General features: G+C 66.5%; 13 protein-coding genes. 7 read left to right on the top strand and 6 right to left on the bottom strand.

Going from position 1 to position 16,143, the window contains the following annotated elements; all coding sequences use genetic code 11:
- Positions 1 to 12: 12 nt before the first annotated feature.
- Positions 13 to 1,284, bottom strand: coding sequence for a nitronate monooxygenase (locus tag AC1RRP_RS04525; protein ID WP_493033675.1), 1,272 nt, complete (start codon positions 1,282 to 1,284; stop codon positions 13 to 15).
- Between the two features lie 230 nt (positions 1,285 to 1,514).
- On the opposite strand from AC1RRP_RS04525, the gene yihG reads away from it, so the two are divergent.
- Entirely contained in the window at positions 1,515 to 2,408 is an 894-nt protein-coding gene (gene yihG, locus AC1RRP_RS04530; protein WP_493033677.1) for a 1-acylglycerol-3-phosphate O-acyltransferase, YihG family, read from the top strand.
- A 155-nt stretch (positions 2,409 to 2,563) separates the two neighbouring features.
- On the opposite strand, the gene AC1RRP_RS04535 is transcribed toward yihG, so the two are convergent.
- The 4 genes from AC1RRP_RS04535 to AC1RRP_RS04550 all read right to left on the bottom strand — a co-directional run bounded on the left by AC1RRP_RS04535 (position 2,564) and on the right by AC1RRP_RS04550 (position 8,005).
- A complete protein-coding gene (locus AC1RRP_RS04535) occupies positions 2,564 to 3,001 on the bottom strand; it encodes a universal stress protein (protein ID WP_493033679.1) in 438 nt (145 codons plus the stop codon).
- Between the two features lie 172 nt (positions 3,002 to 3,173).
- Complete coding sequence (locus AC1RRP_RS04540; protein ID WP_493033681.1) at positions 3,174 to 4,043, bottom strand: energy transducer TonB; 870 nt, start codon at positions 4,041 to 4,043, stop codon at positions 3,174 to 3,176.
- A 181-nt stretch (positions 4,044 to 4,224) separates the two neighbouring features.
- On the bottom strand, positions 4,225 to 7,317 hold the full coding sequence (locus AC1RRP_RS04545; RefSeq protein WP_493033683.1) for an FAD-binding and (Fe-S)-binding domain-containing protein: 3,093 nt from the start codon (positions 7,315 to 7,317) through the stop codon (positions 4,225 to 4,227).
- Positions 7,318 to 7,324: 7 nt separating this feature from the next.
- Positions 7,325 to 8,005 (bottom strand): GntR family transcriptional regulator, encoded by a 681-nt coding sequence (locus AC1RRP_RS04550; RefSeq protein ID WP_493033685.1) that lies wholly within the window; start codon positions 8,003 to 8,005, stop codon positions 7,325 to 7,327.
- Positions 8,006 to 8,118: 113 nt separating this feature from the next.
- Between AC1RRP_RS04550 and AC1RRP_RS04555 the strand changes: the two genes are divergently transcribed.
- The 6 genes from AC1RRP_RS04555 (at position 8,119) to AC1RRP_RS04580 (ending at position 14,942) form a co-directional block, all read left to right on the top strand.
- On the top strand, positions 8,119 to 9,354 hold the full coding sequence (locus AC1RRP_RS04555; RefSeq protein WP_493033687.1) for a pyridoxal-phosphate-dependent aminotransferase family protein: 1,236 nt from the start codon (positions 8,119 to 8,121) through the stop codon (positions 9,352 to 9,354).
- Between the two features lie 40 nt (positions 9,355 to 9,394).
- On the top strand, positions 9,395 to 10,372 hold the full coding sequence (locus AC1RRP_RS04560) for a Bug family tripartite tricarboxylate transporter substrate binding protein (protein ID WP_493033689.1): 978 nt from the start codon (positions 9,395 to 9,397) through the stop codon (positions 10,370 to 10,372).
- Between the two features lie 141 nt (positions 10,373 to 10,513).
- Positions 10,514 to 11,305 (top strand): enoyl-CoA hydratase/isomerase family protein, encoded by a 792-nt coding sequence (locus AC1RRP_RS04565; RefSeq protein WP_493033691.1) that lies wholly within the window; start codon positions 10,514 to 10,516, stop codon positions 11,303 to 11,305.
- Positions 11,305 to 12,519 (top strand): CaiB/BaiF CoA transferase family protein, encoded by a 1,215-nt coding sequence (locus tag AC1RRP_RS04570; protein ID WP_493033693.1) that lies wholly within the window; start codon positions 11,305 to 11,307, stop codon positions 12,517 to 12,519. The genes AC1RRP_RS04565 and AC1RRP_RS04570 overlap by 1 nt, the downstream gene beginning before the upstream one ends.
- 60 nt (positions 12,520 to 12,579) lie before the next feature.
- Positions 12,580 to 13,692, top strand: a complete 1,113-nt coding sequence (locus AC1RRP_RS04575; RefSeq protein ID WP_493033695.1) for an ABC transporter substrate-binding protein — start codon at positions 12,580 to 12,582, stop codon at positions 13,690 to 13,692.
- Between the two features lie 119 nt (positions 13,693 to 13,811).
- The gene (locus AC1RRP_RS04580) at positions 13,812 to 14,942 is read left to right on the top strand and encodes an ABC transporter substrate-binding protein (RefSeq protein WP_493033697.1); all 1,131 of its coding nucleotides are present in this window, start codon (positions 13,812 to 13,814) and stop codon (positions 14,940 to 14,942) included.
- A gap of 82 nt (positions 14,943 to 15,024) precedes the next feature.
- On the opposite strand, the gene AC1RRP_RS04585 is transcribed toward AC1RRP_RS04580, so the two are convergent.
- A complete protein-coding gene (locus tag AC1RRP_RS04585) occupies positions 15,025 to 16,137 on the bottom strand; it encodes a transglutaminase-like domain-containing protein (protein WP_493033699.1) in 1,113 nt (370 codons plus the stop codon).
- Between the last annotated feature and the right edge of the window lie 6 nt (positions 16,138 to 16,143).

Here is a 16,143-nt window from a genome sequence, read left to right on the forward strand (position 1 = left end):
CGAACGAGCGGATCAGTCGGCTGACACCGGCGCCGCCTCGGCCGCCGGCAGGCGCACCTGGTTGTCGGTGCTGAACTGGTAGTCCTCGAAGACGTGCTGCGCGCTGAGCAGCTGGTAGCTGCCGTCGGCGTGGCGCACGCTGGTGTCCTTCAGGCGCCAGGCCAGCTGGCCGCAGGTCCAGATGTCGAAGTTGCGCATGTGGGTGCACAGGCAGGTCTTGTCCCACACCTTGACCTTGCGCTCGCCGGGGTGGGCCGCCACCTCGCGGTTATAGGCCTCGATATAGGCGCACTTGCCGTTGGCGTCCAGCAGATAGCCGTAGGCCTCGCAGTTCGGGCGGATGCCGTCGCCGATGCCGGGGCTGCCCTTGATCATGCGCATGGGATAACCCGTGGGCGAGATCTCGTTGACCTCGATGTCCTCTTCCTTGGCCTTGAAGTATTCCTGCTTGATGTCCTCCGGCAGGCCGCACTCCCTGGTGACGGTGAAGCGCGTGGCCACCTGCACACCCGAGGCGCCCATCTCCATGAAGCGCACGGCATCGCTGCCCGTGAAGATACCGCCCGCGGGGATGACGGGAATGTCGAGCTGCTCCTGCTTCAGGTAGGCCAGGATCTCGGCCACGATGGTGGCCAGGTCGTACTGGGCCCAGTCCATGCCGAAACCCAGGTGACCGCCGGCCAGCGGGCCTTCCACCACCACATAGTCGGGCAGGCGGTTCAGGCGGCTGTTCTTCTTCAGGAAGAGCTGCAGCGCGCGCAGCGAAGACACGATGATGCCCAGCTTGGCGTCACGAAAACGCGGGTTGCCCTCGATCAGCGCGAAAGAGCCCAGGTGCAGGCCGGCCGCCAGCGTGATGCCGTCGATGCCCGCGTCCAGCGCCGCGTTCATGCGCACGCTGAGCGTCTCCTTGGGCCCGTTCATCGTGAGCTTTTCCATGCAGTTAATGAAGATCTGGCCGCTGCCGGTCTTGCGCGCCATGGTGTTGCCCACGTGCAGGCGCGTGGCCTCGGCCAGATCCTCCAGGTTGAACTTCACGGCCGACTTGTCCGCCGACTCCACGTTGTACTGGTACTGCGCCTGCTTGGCCTTGACGAACTTGGTCTTGTAGCGGCGGTCGCTCACCGTCTTGACCATGGCATCGGAGATATGCCCCACCCCGCCCAGGCGGGCGGCCTCCACGGCGAGATCGGCGGAGGAGATGTCCACCCCCATGCCACCGATCATGATGGGTACCAGTTCCTGGCGACCCAGGCGCATGCGGAAATCATCCAGACGTTTCATCTGCATTTCTTGAATAGTCAGCTCCAACCCGGCCGGAGCCCCGGCCCCGGCTTCTTGCCTGCAATTATGTGCCGGCTCGCTGCCACCCGCCTTACATCAGGGGAAATCCGTCAAATGATGATCTAGCGCAGTGCCGGAAGCCCGCACAAGACGCACAATGTGCCTACCGCTTCATTTGTGGCGGCGTCCGGGCCAGAACTTGGCCTGTCCTCCGCCCACCCCGACCTGCCATGCTCAGTTTCCTGCCTTCCCTCGTCAAAGGCATCCTCGCCTCCTTGCTGCTGGCGATCAACACGCTCTCCTGGTGCTCGCTGTTGTTCATGTTCGCGCTGGTCAAGCTGGTGTTGCCCTTCCAGGCCGTGCGGCAAGCCATCGACCCGGTCCTCAATGCCATCGCCACCGCCTGGATCGCCTGCAACAGCGGCTGGATGTGGCTTACGCAGAAAACCCGCTGGGATGTGCAGGGCGTGGCCGAGCTGCCCTACCAGGGCTGGTACCTGGTGAACTGCAACCACCAGTCCTGGGTGGACATCTTCGTGCTGCAGCATGTGATGAACCGGCGCATCCCCATGCTGAAGTTCTTCCTGAAGCAGCAGCTCATCTACGTGCCCGTGATCGGCCTGGCCTGGTGGGCGCTGGACTTCCCCTTCATGCGCCGGCACGGCAAGGCCGCCTTGCGCAAGAACCCCGACCTGCGCCGCCAGGACCGCGAGACCACGCGCCGCGCCTGCCAGAAATTCGCCCGCGTGCCCACCAGCGTGATGAACTTTGCCGAAGGCACGCGTTTCACCGCGGCCAAGCACCAGTCCTCGGGCTCGCCCTACCGCCACCTGCTCAAGCCCAAGGCCGGCGCGCTGGCACTGGCGCTCAACGCCATGGGCGATCAGTTCCACGCCATGATCGACGTGACCATCGTCTACCCCGATGGCGCCCCCACCTTCTGGCAGTTCCTCTGCGGCCGCACGCCCAGGGTGATCGTGCGTGCGCGCCAGCTGCCCATCCCGGCCGAGTTCTGCACGGGCGACTACGAGGACGACGCGGAATTCCGCGGCCAGTTCCACCGCTGGCTGGCGGCCATCTGGGAAGAAAAAGACCAGCAGATCACTGCGCTGCTGCGGGGCTGAGCGGGCGCCTTCAGAACTTGTGAAGAAATCATAGCGAGCGGCCCGAGCGCAAGGCGGACGGAGCGCAGTCACCGGAACGTACTTCAGGTACGTGAGGATGACGAGCACCGCCCAACGCCGCGACGGGCCAGCGCCGTAGATGTATTCGCAAGTGCTCAGCGCGTGATCACCACCAGCACGCTACAGGGCGCGTGCTCGATGAGTGATTTGGAGACCGAGCCGCGCCACCAGCGCGCGGCCCAGCTGTCCTGGTGCTGGTGCCCCAGCACGATCAGGTCGGCCTGCAGGCGGCCGGCAGCCTTGGCCAGCTCGTGCACCGGATCGCCACTGAGCACCTCACCGCGTGCCTGCAAACCCGCCTGCGCCAGACGCTGCACCCCGGCCTCAAGGATGAGGCGGTAACGTTCCCGCTCGATCTCCTCCACCTTGGGGTCATAGAGCCCGCCCTCGGGCCCCAGGCTGGCGATGGGCAGCGGCATCACGGCCACGAGCACCAGCTCGGCCTGGCTCCACTGCGCGATCTCGCGGCTGCCCAGCAGGGCCTGCTGCCCGGACTCGGAACCGTCGTAGCCCAACAGGATGCGCTTGTACATGGCAAGACTCCGTTTCTGGATGGATGTGGGTTCGCCTGCATCTTAGGACGATCCGCGGGGGCTGCCAACTTTGCCGGGGCAGAGGTGCTCCACAAGGCGTGGCACCGTCACGGTCACACGAGGCCCCGGCGCAGGGCTTCGATGGCAGCGAACCCATACCCGCATCGGATCGTCAGCGGCCCAGTTTGTCCGATCCCCATTGCTCAAGCTGTCTCTGGTCGTGCGCGCCCTCGGCCTCGATGGAGTCCTGGGGCAGTTGCCTGAGGCATTCCTCGACAGCCTGCGGGTCGAGTTTCTCGACCGGCTCGGGCTCGGTCGGGACTTGCGGGGACCGCCCGTCCCACGCAAACGGATTGCGGAACGAAGGCGGCTCCGGCAGGCAGTCGTCCCGGTAGATCGGGGGCCCCTCCGAAGCAAAAGGCGTGAACGAGATCGTCCTCTCGAAGCGCAGGGGTTTGCCAGTCGGCGTCGCCGGCAAACGCGGCATGCTCTCGATGGCTCGACGGGCCCGTTGCTCGGCAAGGGCGGAAGTGCTCCACAACAGCTCCAGCTTCGACAAGCTCCCATCAGGCGCAATTTCCACCCGAAACCTGACCAGGCCCTGGTCGGGGCCCTCGATCGCCGTGCCCATCAGGCTGCGGACCTGCTGACCCCAGCTGTAGCGGTAACCCTTGCTGTTCCTGCGCGTGTATCTGGCGGCGAAGGCCCACTCTTCGGCAGTGGGCGCCGGCGGTGCGGGCATGGAAGCCGGTTGACGCCCGGCCGCCGCGGCCGTCACGGTGCGGTCGGGCAGGACCGTTTTCGCAGGAGCCGTGATCGCGGCTGGCCGGGGCCCCAGGATCGCCGGATAGGCCGGGACAGGGAGCGCCCTCGTGGGAGGAGGTGGCACAACCCCGACCCCGGTGACGACCTCCGCCGCTTCCGGCGGAGGAGACTTGCCGGACAGACTGAACCGGTAGTTGACGGCCAAGGCAAGCACCACTGCGTGCAGGAGCACGGAGAATACGACAGCCAGCAGCAAGCTGCTGCGCAGGGACCGCATGTCTCGACCAGGCCTGGCCTAGTACTGCGCCCCAGAAGTATCGAAACATGAAAGCGCGCCTTCGCGCGCATGGCCGCGTTGCAAATCCTCGCCATAGCGAAGGCTATGACTGTGGTTTGCGCCTCGCCCTGCGCACGAATTCATCGCTTTCATCATGTTCCTCTACCTCTGGGTTGCAGTACTAGCCCAGCTGTCCTGCGAGCAGCCTCGCCACGTGCACCGCCTCACGCTGCGCACCATCCGCGATCTGGTGCCTGCAACTGGTGCCGTCCGCCACGACTATCGCATCGACCTTGGCCCGCACGGCCGGCAACAGCGCCGCCTCGGCCATCTGCATCGATACCTCGTAGTGCTCGGCCTCGTAGCCGAAGCTGCCGGCCATGCCGCAGCAACTGCTTTCGATCAGCTCGGGCTTGGCACCGGGGATCAGGCTGAGCACTTCCATCACGGGCGTGACGGCGGCGAAGGCTTTCTGGTGGCAGTGGCCGTGCAGCAGTACGGGCTGGCTCACGGGTTTGAGTTTGGCCTTGAAGGCTTCCAGCTGGCCGGCCCTGGCTTCGCGGGCCAGGAACTCTTCGAACAGCAGGGCCTGTCTGGCAATGGCCTGCGCCGGTTCGCCCACGCCCATCACCAGCAGTTCGTCGCGCAGGGTCAGCAGACAAGACGGCTCCATGCCCACGATGGCGATGCCTTTTTCGGCGAAGGGCAAGAGGCTGTCCACCACCTCGCGCGCTTTCACCCTGGCCTGGTCCACCATGCCGGCGGAGAGCAGGGTGCGGCCACAGCAGAGGTGCTTGCCGTCTTCTTGCACCTTGCTGGCGATGTGCACGGTGTAGCCCGCAGCCTGCAGCACCTGCAGGGCGGCGTGGGCGTTCTCGGATTCGAAAAAGCCGTTGAAGGTGTCGACGAAGAGCACCACGGGTTTGGCGGCGGCCAGCACTTCGGCGCGCGTGGCGCTCTGCACGGGTGTATTGAAGAAGTGGGTTGACTTCCATTGCGGCAGGCTGCGTTTGGCGGAAAAGCCGAAGAGCTTTTCGCTGAGCTGGGCCATCAGAGGAACCTTGTCGCGCAGGTTGAGCAGCGGGGCCACCTTGGCGGCGTGGCGCGCGTAGTCGGGCAGTTGGCCCACCAGCTTGTCCTTGAGCGTGTGGCCGTGTTTGGCCTTGTAGTGCTGCAGGAACTCGACCTTGAGCTTGGCCATGTCCACGCCGGTGGGGCAGTCGCGCTTGCAGCCCTTGCAGCTCACGCAAAGATCCATCGCTTCGCGCACGACTTCGCTGGTCAAGGCATCCTTGCCGTCCAGCCCCTCGATCTGGCCGCTGAGCGCCAGGCGCAGGGTGTTGGCGCGGCCGCGGGTGAGGTGCTGTTCGTCGCGTGTGACGCGGTAGCTCGGGCACATGGTGCCGGCGTCGAACTTGCGGCAGTGGCCGTTGTTGTTGCACATCTCCACGGCCTTGGCAAGGCCCTGGGCCGGGTCGCCGCCGGTGCCGGGGGCAGTGGTCACTTCGGTCACCGGGTCGGCCTGCACGTTCCAGGCGCTCCAGTCCAGCGCGGGCTGGATGGGCACCACCTTGTAGCTGGGCCGGAAGCGCATCAGCGTGGTGTCGTCCATCCTGGGCGGGTTGATCAAACGCTTGGGGCTGAGCAGACAGGCCGGATCCAGGTACTCCTTGATCTGGGTGAAGGCTTGCGTGAGGCGCGGGCCGAACTGCCATTCGATCCACTCGCCGCGGCACAGGCCATCGCCGTGCTCGCCGCTGTAGGCGCCCTTGTACTTGCGCACCAGCTCGCTGGCCTCTTCGGCGATGGCGCGCATCTTCTTGGCGCCATCGCGCCGCATGTCCAGGATGGGGCGCACGTGCAGCGTGCCGACCGAGGCGTGGGCGTACCAGGTGCCGCGGCTGCCGTATTTGCTGAAGACCTCGGTGAGCGCGTTGGTGTATTCGGCCAGGTGCACCAGGGGCACGGCGCAGTCTTCGATGAAGCTCACGGGTTTGCCGTCGCCGCGCAGGCTCATCATGATGTTGAGGCCGGCCTTGCGCACTTCCCACAGGTTCTTCTGCGGCGCGTCGTCGATCATCTCCACCACGCTGCCGGGCAGGCCCAGCTCACCCATCAGGTCCACCAGTTCCTTGATCTTGGGCGCGATGTCGGCCTTGCTGGCGCCGGAGAATTCCACCAGCAGCACGGCTTCGGGTTTGCCGCCGTTGATGGCGGGCGAGAGCGCGGTGCGGATGGTGGGGGCGAAGGCCGGGTTCTGCAGCGAGAGCTCGATCATGGTGCGGTCCACCAGCTCCACGGCCGTGAGCGCACCCTCGCGCATGTTGTGGCCCAGCTTGACGATGTGCTGGGCGCTGTCCATCGCCTGGTAGAAGGTGGGGAAGTTCACCACGCCCAGCACCTTGGCGCGCGGCAGCTCGCTGAGCTGCAGGCAGAGCGAGCGGGTGAGCGCCAGCGTGCCTTCGCTGCCGATGAGCAGGTGGGCCAGGTTGACCGAGCCGTCCTTCGTGTACGGCTTCTCGTTCTGGTTGTGGAAGATGTCGAGGTTGTAGCCGGCCACACGGCGCAGCACCTTGGGCCAGCGGGCTTCGATCTCGTCGCGGTGCAGGCCGGCCAGGCCGCGCACGTAGTCGCCGATCTGCTTCTCGCGGCCACTGGCCTGGTCGTAACGGCCGAAGGTCAGCAGTTCGCCGTCGGCCAGCCAGGCCTGGGCGCCGATGACGTTGTGCACCATATTGCCGTAGGCGATGGAGCGGCTGCCGCAGGAGTTGTTGCCGGCCATGCCGCCCAGCGTGGCCTGCGCGCTGGTGGAGACGTCCACCGGGTACCAGAGGCCGTGCTTCTTGAGATCGGCGTTCAGGTGGTCCAGCACCAGGCCGGGCTCCACGCGCGCGGTGCGCTGCTCGACGTTGACGTCGAGGATCTTGCGCATGTGTTTGCTGTGGTCGATGACCAGCCCCGCACCCACCGTCTGGCCGCACTGGCTGGTGCCGCCGCCGCGCGGCACGATGGGCACACCCAGGTCGCGGCAGATGTCGATGGCCAGGCGCACGTCGCAGGCCTCGCGCGGCAGGAACACGCCCACGGGCATGGCCTGGTAGATGGAGGCGTCGGTGGCGTAACGGCCGCGGTCGGCCGGGCTGAACAGCACCTCGCCCTGGGTCTCGGCGCGCAGGCGCGCGGCCAGGCGACCGGCGACTTCGTTGCTGAGGCGGGAAACGGTCTCGTAGGTCTGGGAGGCGGGTGTCACATTGGCGGGCAGGGGGGCGTTCATATCCATCTCACTTTGCGATCTGCGCTGTCTGAGCCGCGCGCATTTGCTCCACCACGACATCACGCTTGTGGCCCAGGTGGGCGACGAGTTCGGTGCGCAGGGCGGCGCCGTCGCGCCTTTGCAGGGCCTCGATCATGCGGTCGTGCTCCTGCATGGCGCGCGCCCATTTCTCGCCATCCTGGTTGGAGCGGAAGCGCAGGGCCTGCAGTCGGGCGTTGACCTGCTGGTAGGTGGCGGTGAGCACCGGGTTGCGGGCGGCGGCGTTGAAGGCGCGGTGGATGGCCGCGTTGAGCCGGTAATAGGCCGAGAGGTCGCGCCGGGTATAGGCGGCCTTCATCTCGTAGTGCATGGCCTCGATCTCGGCCAGCTCCGCGGGCGTGATGCGTTGTGCCGCCAGTTCGCCCGACAGACCTTCCAGGCCGGCCATGACCTCGAAGGTGTTGAGGATGTCGGCCTCGCTCAGCTCCACGGCAATGGCGCCGCGGTTGGGCAGCAGCTCCACCAGGCCTTCGGCGGCCAGGGTCTTGATGGCCTCGCGCAGCGGGGTGCGCGAGACCTTCATCTGCTCGCACAGTTCGCGCTCGTTGAGTTTGGCGCCGGGGGCGATCTGCCCTTCCACCAGCAGCTGGCGCAGGCGCTGGGTGACCTGCCCGTGCAGGGCCGTGGGCATGGACAGGATTTCAGCCATGGATATGCTTTGTATTCAAAAAGATCGTGATTTCAGGCGATTTTAGGGTCTTTCTGATTGACAAACAAATTTTGTATGCAAAAAATGCGTCTGTTCTTCACCTCTGATTTGCCATGCTGACCACTGATTTCCACCCCACCGGCCGCCACTTCCTGCAGATCCCGGGCCCCTCCCCCGTGCCCGACCGCGTCCTGCGCGCCATGAGCCTGCCCACCATCGACCACCGCGGCCCCGAGTTCGGCGCCATGGGCCTGAAGATCCTGGCCGACATCCAGAAGATCTTCCAGACCAAACACCCGGTCATCATCTACCCGGCCTCGGGCACCGGCGCCTGGGAAGCCGCGCTGACCAACACCCTCTCGCCCGGCGACCATGTGCTCATGTACGAGACAGGCCACTTTGCCTTCCTCTGGAACCGCCTGGCCACGCGCCTGGGCCTGAAGGCCGAGGTCATCGCCCTGCCCGGCACCGACAACGGCGTGCCGGCCAGCTGGCGCCGCGGCGTCTCGGCCGAGCTGATCGAGCAGCGCCTGAGGGCCGACCCGGGCCACAGCATCAAGGCTGTGTGCGTGGTGCACAACGAAACGTCGACGGGCGCGACCAGCAACATCGCCGCCGTGCGCAAGGCGATGGACGCGGCAAAACATCCGGCCCTACTGCTGGTGGACACCATCTCGGGCCTGGCCTCGGCCGACTACCGACACGACGAATGGGGCGTGGACGTCTCCATCAGCGGCTCGCAGAAAGGCCTGATGCTGCCGCCGGGCATGAGCTTCAACGCGCTCTCGCCCAAGGCCATCGAAGCCAGCAAGACCGCCAAGCTGCCGCGCAGCTTCTGGGCCTGGGACGAGATCATCGAGATGAACAAGACGGGCTACTGGCCCTACACGCCCAACACCAACCTCATGTACGGCCTGAGCGAAGCGGCCGACATGATCCTGGGCCAAGGCCTGGAGACCGTGCTGGCGCGCCACCAGCGCTGGGCCGCCGGCGTGCGCGCCGCGGTGAACGCCTGGGGCCTGCCCATCCAGTGTGCCGACGCGGGCGTGTACTCGCCCATCCTGACCGGCGTGATGACGCCCGAGGGTGTGGACGCCGATGCCATCCGCAAGATCGTCTACGAGCGTTTCGACTGCTCGCTGGGCACGGGCCTGGGCAAGATCAAGGGCCGCATGTTCCGCATCGGCCACCTGGGTGACAGCAACGACCTCACGCTGATCGGCACCATAGCCGCCTGCGAGATGGGCCTGAAGCTCGGCGGCGTGAAGCTGGCGGGCTCGGGCGTGCAGGCCATCATGGACTACTACGCTGGCCACCCGGCGGCCGTGCCCCAGCGCAAGGCCGCCTGATCGACAAGCAGAATTTCTACAACGACCCGAGGAGACACCCATGAAACGCAGAACCTTCGTCACCGCCACGGCGGCCACAGCTGCCACCCTGGCGGCCCCCATGCTCCAGGCGCAGACCCTGCCCGGCGGACCGGTCCGCATCATCGTGGGCTTCGCCCCGGGCGGCGGCACCGACGTGCTGGCCCGCATCGTCGGCCAGAAACTGCAGGCCATGTGGAACACCACGGTCGTCATCGAGAACAAGGCTGGCGCCTCCGGCGTCATCGCGGCCGACTTCGTGGCCAAGGCCCCGGCGGATGGCAACACCCTGCTGATGGCCCACATCAACAGCCACGCCCTAGCCCCCGGGCTCATGCCCAAGCTGGGCTACGTGGTGGAGCGCGACTTCACGCCGCTGACGCTGGTGGGCGTCACGCCCAACCTGCTGATCGCCAACACCAACCTGCCCGCCAGGACGGTGGCCGATGTGGTGGCCCATTGCAAGGCCGAACCGGGCAAGGTCAGCTTCGGCTCGGCCGGCCAGGGCTCGGCCCAGCACCTGGCCATGGAGTCCTTCAAGCTCGCGGCCGGCGTGGATGCGCTGCACGTGCCCTACAAAGGCTCGGGCCCCATGCTGGTCGACCTGATCGGCGGCCAGATCCAGTACTCCTTCGACACCATGACGGCCGCCACCCCGCACGTGAAGAGCGGCAAGGTACGTGCCATCGCCCAGACGCGCGCCAAGCGCGCCTCGGGTCATCCGACAGTGCCGACCATGGCCGAGGCCGGTTTCCCCGGCTTCGAGGCCACCACCTGGTATGGCCTGGTGGGCCCGGGCAAGATGCCGGCGGCCATGGCACAGCGCATGAACGAAGACATCAACAAGGTGCTGGCCATGCCCGACGTGAAGGAAAAGCTGGACCTGTACGGCGCCGAAGACGGCGGCGGCACGGCCCAGCAGTTTGCCGAGTTCATTCGCGCGGAGCAGCTGAAGTGGGGCAAGATCATCAAGGACGCCAAGGTGACGGTAGAGAGCTAACCCCCGTGAGGTGCCGCACATCGTGCGGCACCTCTCCCCCCTTTCAGGGGGCGACGCCAGTGGCCCGGCGAAGCCGGTTCCACGGCGTCCCTCGCATTGAAACCCGCCAATGTGGCGAACCTTCAAACGGGCATCTTTCCCATGAACGAATCAGGCCGGGTCACCCTGCGCATCGAGGCCGGCGTGGCCTCGGTGCTCTTTGACCGACCCCAGGCACGCAACGCGATGACCTGGGCCATGTACGAGCAGCTGATGGTCATCTGCCGCCAGCTCAAGGACGACCGCAGCGTGCGCGTCGTCACTTTCCGCGGCGCCGGTGGCGAGGCCTTTGTGGCCGGTACCGACATCGCGCAGTTCCAGAACTTTGGCAGTGGAACGAAAGGCGGCGAGGACGGCGTGGCCTATGAGCGCCAGATCGACGCCTGCATGGAACTGCTGGGCAGTCTGCCCATGCCCACGCTGGCCGTGGTCGAGGGCTGGTGCGTGGGCGGCGGCGTGGCGATTGCCACCGGCTGCGATTTCCGCATCGCCACGCCCACGGCCAAGTTCGGCGTGCCGATTGCCAAGACCCTCGGCAACTGCCTGTCGGTGAGCAACCTGGCGCGCCTGTCGGCCGCCTTCGGCATGCAGCGCGTCAGGCGCATGCTGCTGCTGGCCGAGATGATCAACGCCGACGAGGCACTGGCCTGCGGCTACCTGCAGGAGGTGGGTGCACCGGGCGAGCTTGATGCCGCCGTGTCGCGCCTCACGGGCAAGCTCGCGGCCCTGGCCCCGGTGACGCAGCGCGTCAGCAAGGAAGGCCTGCGCCGCCTGACCGTGCACAGCCTGCCCGAGGGCGAGGACCTGGTGCGCGCCGCCTATGGCAGCGCCGACTTCCGCGAGGGCGTGAGCGCCTTCGTCGAGAAGCGCCCCCCGGCCTGGAAAGGAAAGTGATGAGCGACAAGACCACACGCCCCGGCCCGCTGAACGGCCTGCGCGTGCTCGAACTCACGCAGATCATGTCGGGCCCGACCTGCGGCCAGCTGCTGGCCGACATGGGGGCCGATGTGATCAAGGTCGAGAAGCTGCCCGGCGGCGACGATGCGCGCGCCTACCGCGACCCGCTCGTCAACGGCGTCTCGGCCCCCTTCATGATGATGAACCGCAACAAGCGCGGCATCGCCATCGACCTCAAGCACGCCGACGGCAAGGCCGTGCTGCTGCGCATGGTCGAGAAGTCCGACGTGCTGGTGGAAAACTTCCGTGGCGGCACCATGGACAAGCTGGGCCTGGGCTACGAGGAACTCTCGAAGGTCAATCCGGGCCTGATCTACTGCGCCATCACGGGTTACGGCCGCAGCGGGCCGTATGCCGGCAAGGGCGGGTTCGATCTGATCGCCCAGGGTTTCGCCGGCCTGATGTCCATCACGGGCGAGCCCGGCGGCGCACCGGCCAAGAACGGCAATGCGGTGTCGGACATGAACGCCGGCATCCTGGGCGCTTTGGGCATCGTGGCAGCCTATGTGCACAAGCTCAAGACGGGTGAGGGCCAGATCGTCGACACCTCGCTCAGCGATGCGGCCCTGCAGCAACTCTACTGGCACGCGGCCATCTTCTTCGCCACCGGCAAGTCGAGTGAGCCCACGGGCTCGGCCCACATCCTGACCGCGCCCTACCAGGCCTTCGAGGCCAGCGACGGCTGGATCAATATCGGCGGCGCCAACCAGGCCAACTGGGAGCGCATCGCCGAGGTGCTGGGCCACCCCGAGTGGCGCAGCGACGCGCGCTTTGTCACCAACAGCGACCGCATGGCGCACCGCGAGGAACTGGTGGCGCTGATGAACGCCGTGCTGCGCACACGCACGCGGGCCGAGTGGCAGTCCGCCTTCGACAACGCCGGCGTGCCGGCCGGTCCGGTGCACACCGTGGGCGAGGCGCTGAGCCACCCGCAGACCCTGGCACGCGGCATGGTGGTGGAGCTGGACCATCCGCAGGCCGGGCTGACACGTGCCCTGGGCTGCCCCATCCATTTCTCCGCCACCCCGGCGCAGGTCACGCGCCCGGCCCCCCTGCTGGGCCAGCACACCCGCGAGTTGCTCAAGGAATTTGGCTACAGCGACACACAGGTAGATGCGTTCATAAGTACTAACGCAATAGCCGAAGCGTAAAAACCTGTCATCATGGAAATCAGTCGCAAGCTCCAGCGGCACTTTTATGAGTGATGGCTTATGCGTATAACCATATCCGCGCTGCTGTGCGCGTTGGGAACATTGATCGGTACGACAGCAACGGCCCAGAATGCCTGGGTCGTCGGCCAATCTGCACCGCTGTCCGGCAGCAATGCCGTCTTCGGGCAGGACATCCGCGACGGCGCCCTGGCCTATTTCAAGCTGGTCAATGCCCAGGGCGGCGTGGGCGGTGTCCCCATCGAGCTCGTCACGCTGGATGACCAGAACCAGCGCAAGATCGCCGGCGAAAACACCACCAAGCTGCTGCAGAACCGCAACCTGGTCGCCCTGTTCGGCTACGCCTCGGCCACGCTGAGCCTGGACGCCATGCCCCAGGCCGAGAAGGCCGGCATGCTCTTCTTCGCCCCCTTCTCCGGTGCCAACCCGGTACGCAAGCCCAGCCCCGTGGTCCACACCCTGCGCGCCTCCTATGGCGACGAGCTGGAAAAGATGCTGGCCTTCTGGACCGGGCTGGGCATGAAGCAGGTGGTGGTGGTGCACTACGACGACGAGGTCGGCATCCAGAACCTCGGGGTGGTCAAGGACTACCTGGCGCGCCAGGGCAAGCAGCCGCAAGCCTTCGCCCTGGAGCGAAATGCCAAGCTGGACGACGCCCGTTTCACGCAGCTGGCCGCCCTCAAGCCCGAAGTCATCATCAACACCGTGCTCTCCGGCCCGGCCGCCGAGATCAGCAAGCAGCTGGTGGCACGCGGCATGTACATCCCCATGTCCAGCCTGTCCTTCGTCGGCGCGCAGCAGTACATCGATGCGGCCGGCGATGCCGGCGCCGGCGTGTCCATCTCCCAGGTGGTGCCCAGCACCGGCGCCTCGCTGCCCGTCGTGCGTGAATGCAGCAAGGCCCTGCAGGAGTCCGGCGTCACCAAGGCCATGAACAGCACGCACCTGGAAGCCTGCATAGCCGCCAAGGTGCTGGCCGAGGCCATGCGCCGCAGCAAGAAACCCGGCGACCACAAGGCCCTGCTGGCTGCCCTGAGGAACCTGGGCAGTTTTGATACCGGCGGTTTCACCGTGACCTACGGACCGGAGCAGAACCACGGCAGCAAGTACGTGGAACTGGGCATGGTCACGCGCGGCGGCAAGCTGCGCAACTGAATCACGAAACAATTGCTTACGCGGCTAAACACCTGCACACAGGTGTTTCCGTTTCAGCCCTAGTCCTGAAACAAGTTCGGGATCACCATGGAGGCATCAAGTTTTCCATGGGACCGCACATGTTCACTCGACACTTCAAGCGCCTGGGTCTGGCCACTCTGCTGTGGACACTGGGCGGCTTGCTGCACGCCACCGCGCAGGCCCAGAACGCCTGGGTCGTCGGCCAGTCCGCACCGCTGTCCGGCAGCAATGCCGTCTTCGGCCAGGACATCCGCGACGGCGCCCTGGCCTATTTCAAGATGCTCAACGCCCAGGGCGGAGTGGCCGGTGCGCCGGTCGAGCTGCTGACCCTGGACGATCAGAACCAGCGCAAGCTCGCCGGCGAGAACACCACCAGGCTGCTGCAGACCAAGGGCCTGGTGGCCCTGTTCGGCTACGGCTCGGCCACGCTGAGCCTGGACGCCATGCCCCAGGCCGAGAAGGCCGGCGTGCTCTTTTATGCCCCCTTCTCCGGCGCCAACCCGGTGCGCAAGCCCAGCCCCGTGGTCTACACCTTGCGCGCCTCCTATGGCGACGAGCTGGAGAAGATGCTGACCTTCTGGATGAGCCTGGGCATGAAACAGGTGGTGGTGGTGCACTACGACGACGAGGTCGGCGTGCAGAACCTGGCGGTGGTCACCGACTACCTGGTGCGCCAGGGCAAGACACCCAGGGCCTTCGCACTGCAGCGTAACGCCAGGATCGACGCCGCCAAGATGGACGCGCTGGTCGCCCTGCAGCCCGAGGTCATCATCAACACCGTGCTCTCCGGCCCGGCGGCCGACATCAGCAAGCAGCTGACCGCACGCGGGCTCTATGTGCCCATGTCCAGCCTGTCCTTCGTCGGCGCGCAGCAGTACATCGACGCCGCCGGGGCGGCCGGCGCGGGCGCCTCGATTTCGCAGGTGGTGCCCAACGCCTCCGCCTCGCTGCCCATCATCCGCGAATGCGGCAAGGCCCTGCAGGACGCCGGCATCAGCAAAGCCATGAACAGCACGCACCTGGAAGCCTGCATCGGCGCCAAGGTGCTGGCCGAGGCCATGCGCCGCAGCAAGCGCGTCGGTGACGCCAAGGCCACGCTGGCCGCGCTGCGCACCCTGGGCAGTTATGACGTGGGCGGCTACACGGTGCACTACGGACCCGAGCAGAACCACGGCAGCAAGTACGTGGAACTGGCCATGGTCACGCGCAACGGGCGACTGCGCAACTGATGGGTGAGGGTGAGAGGGAGTTCTCCAGAGGGAATTGCAAAGGGCGCCGATGGCGCCCTTTTTTTATCCCGTCGCAGCGGACTCAGACCGTGAGTTCGCGCGCCGTGATCTGGTACTTGAAGGCGTCGGGCGAGTAGGAGTCCAGGCGCTCTTCGGCGGTCTCGGCCACCGGGTACATCAGGAAGCCCAGCCTGGGGCCCTTGGCGCCGGGCAGCGCCACGTCATGCGCCATGTTCCAGGCCAGCCAGTTGCCTTCCCAGCCGCCGAACAGGGCCTGGTTGACCGGCGCCACCACTGGATCAGTGGTGTTCTTGATCCACTGCGGCGTCTCCAGGCGCATGACCTTGGCCACGTCGGCCGGGTCCATGGCCACCCAGCCATGGTCCTTGAGGTAGACCTCGGCGCGGCAGTGCTGCGCGCCCTTGAGGCTGGCCGGGTTGCCGCTGAGTTCCTTGTAGCCGAAAGCCGAAGGCACCAGGCGCAGGCCGTAGACGTCGCGCGCGGGCAGGCCCACGGCACGGCACAGGCCGACGAGTACCGCATTCAGGTCGGCGCACTTGCCGCCCAGGTTGCCGGTCTCCAGCATGGCCTTGATGTCACCCTCGCCGCAGCCGCGCACCTTGGGTTCGCGCCAGGTGTTGGCCACCACCCAGTCGTAGATCTTCTTCGCCTTCTCGGCGTCGGTCCGGGCGCCGCGCGTGGCTTCCAGCGCGGTCTTGCGCACGATGCCGTCGGTGGGCAGCAGGGCCGTGGGCCGGGTCCAGAACTGGAGATTGGCCGCCGCCTCGGGGACCGGCTTTTTGGTCGCCCAGTTCACGGCACGGTTGTTGGTCTGGATGCGGCTGGTCAGCTCGACCCAGGGCTTTTTCTCGCCAGGTGCGAAGTCCACCTGCAGCAGCCGGGCACCGTAGACCAAGTCGCTGCCCATGCGGGCCTGGCCATTGCTGGCATAGCTGTTGCCCAGCGAACGCTGCCAGTCGGCATCGACCGAAGGCACCGGCAACCAGACGCGGGTGGCGCCTTCGGCCTGCTGGATGTCGACACGAGTCGTCACCTCGAAGGTGCGCCAGGCGCCGGGTTGGGGGTTGAACTGGCGCTGCGCCGGTGCGGTCTGCGCCAGGCCCAGGGCCGGCAGCGTGTAGGCGGCCGACAGGCCTGCCGCGTTCTTCAGGAATGTTCGACGTTCGGTGGTCATCAAGAG

The sequence above is a fragment of the Hylemonella sp. GW821-FHT12C09 genome (genome assembly GCF_058807395.1).

Excerpts from the sequence above, each read along its gene's own strand:
- AC1RRP_RS04525 (WP_493033675.1), bottom strand. The coding sequence starts at position 1,284 with ATGAAACGTCTGGATGATTTCCGCATGCGCCTGGGTCGCCAGGAACTG.
- yihG (WP_493033677.1), top strand. The coding sequence starts at position 1,515 with ATGCTCAGTTTCCTGCCTTCCCTCGTCAAAGGCATCCTCGCCTCCTTG.
- AC1RRP_RS04535 (WP_493033679.1), bottom strand. The coding sequence starts at position 3,001 with ATGTACAAGCGCATCCTGTTGGGCTACGACGGTTCCGAGTCCGGGCAG.
- AC1RRP_RS04540 (WP_493033681.1), bottom strand. The coding sequence starts at position 4,043 with ATGCGGTCCCTGCGCAGCAGCTTGCTGCTGGCTGTCGTATTCTCCGTG.
- AC1RRP_RS04545 (WP_493033683.1), bottom strand. The coding sequence starts at position 7,317 with ATGAACGCCCCCCTGCCCGCCAATGTGACACCCGCCTCCCAGACCTAC.
- AC1RRP_RS04550 (WP_493033685.1), bottom strand. The coding sequence starts at position 8,005 with ATGGCTGAAATCCTGTCCATGCCCACGGCCCTGCACGGGCAGGTCACC.
- AC1RRP_RS04555 (WP_493033687.1), top strand. The coding sequence starts at position 8,119 with ATGCTGACCACTGATTTCCACCCCACCGGCCGCCACTTCCTGCAGATC.
- AC1RRP_RS04560 (WP_493033689.1), top strand. The coding sequence starts at position 9,395 with ATGAAACGCAGAACCTTCGTCACCGCCACGGCGGCCACAGCTGCCACC.
- AC1RRP_RS04565 (WP_493033691.1), top strand. The coding sequence starts at position 10,514 with ATGAACGAATCAGGCCGGGTCACCCTGCGCATCGAGGCCGGCGTGGCC.
- AC1RRP_RS04570 (WP_493033693.1), top strand. The coding sequence starts at position 11,305 with ATGAGCGACAAGACCACACGCCCCGGCCCGCTGAACGGCCTGCGCGTG.
- AC1RRP_RS04575 (WP_493033695.1), top strand. The coding sequence starts at position 12,580 with ATGCGTATAACCATATCCGCGCTGCTGTGCGCGTTGGGAACATTGATC.
- AC1RRP_RS04580 (WP_493033697.1), top strand. The coding sequence starts at position 13,812 with ATGTTCACTCGACACTTCAAGCGCCTGGGTCTGGCCACTCTGCTGTGG.
- AC1RRP_RS04585 (WP_493033699.1), bottom strand. The coding sequence starts at position 16,137 with ATGACCACCGAACGTCGAACATTCCTGAAGAACGCGGCAGGCCTGTCG.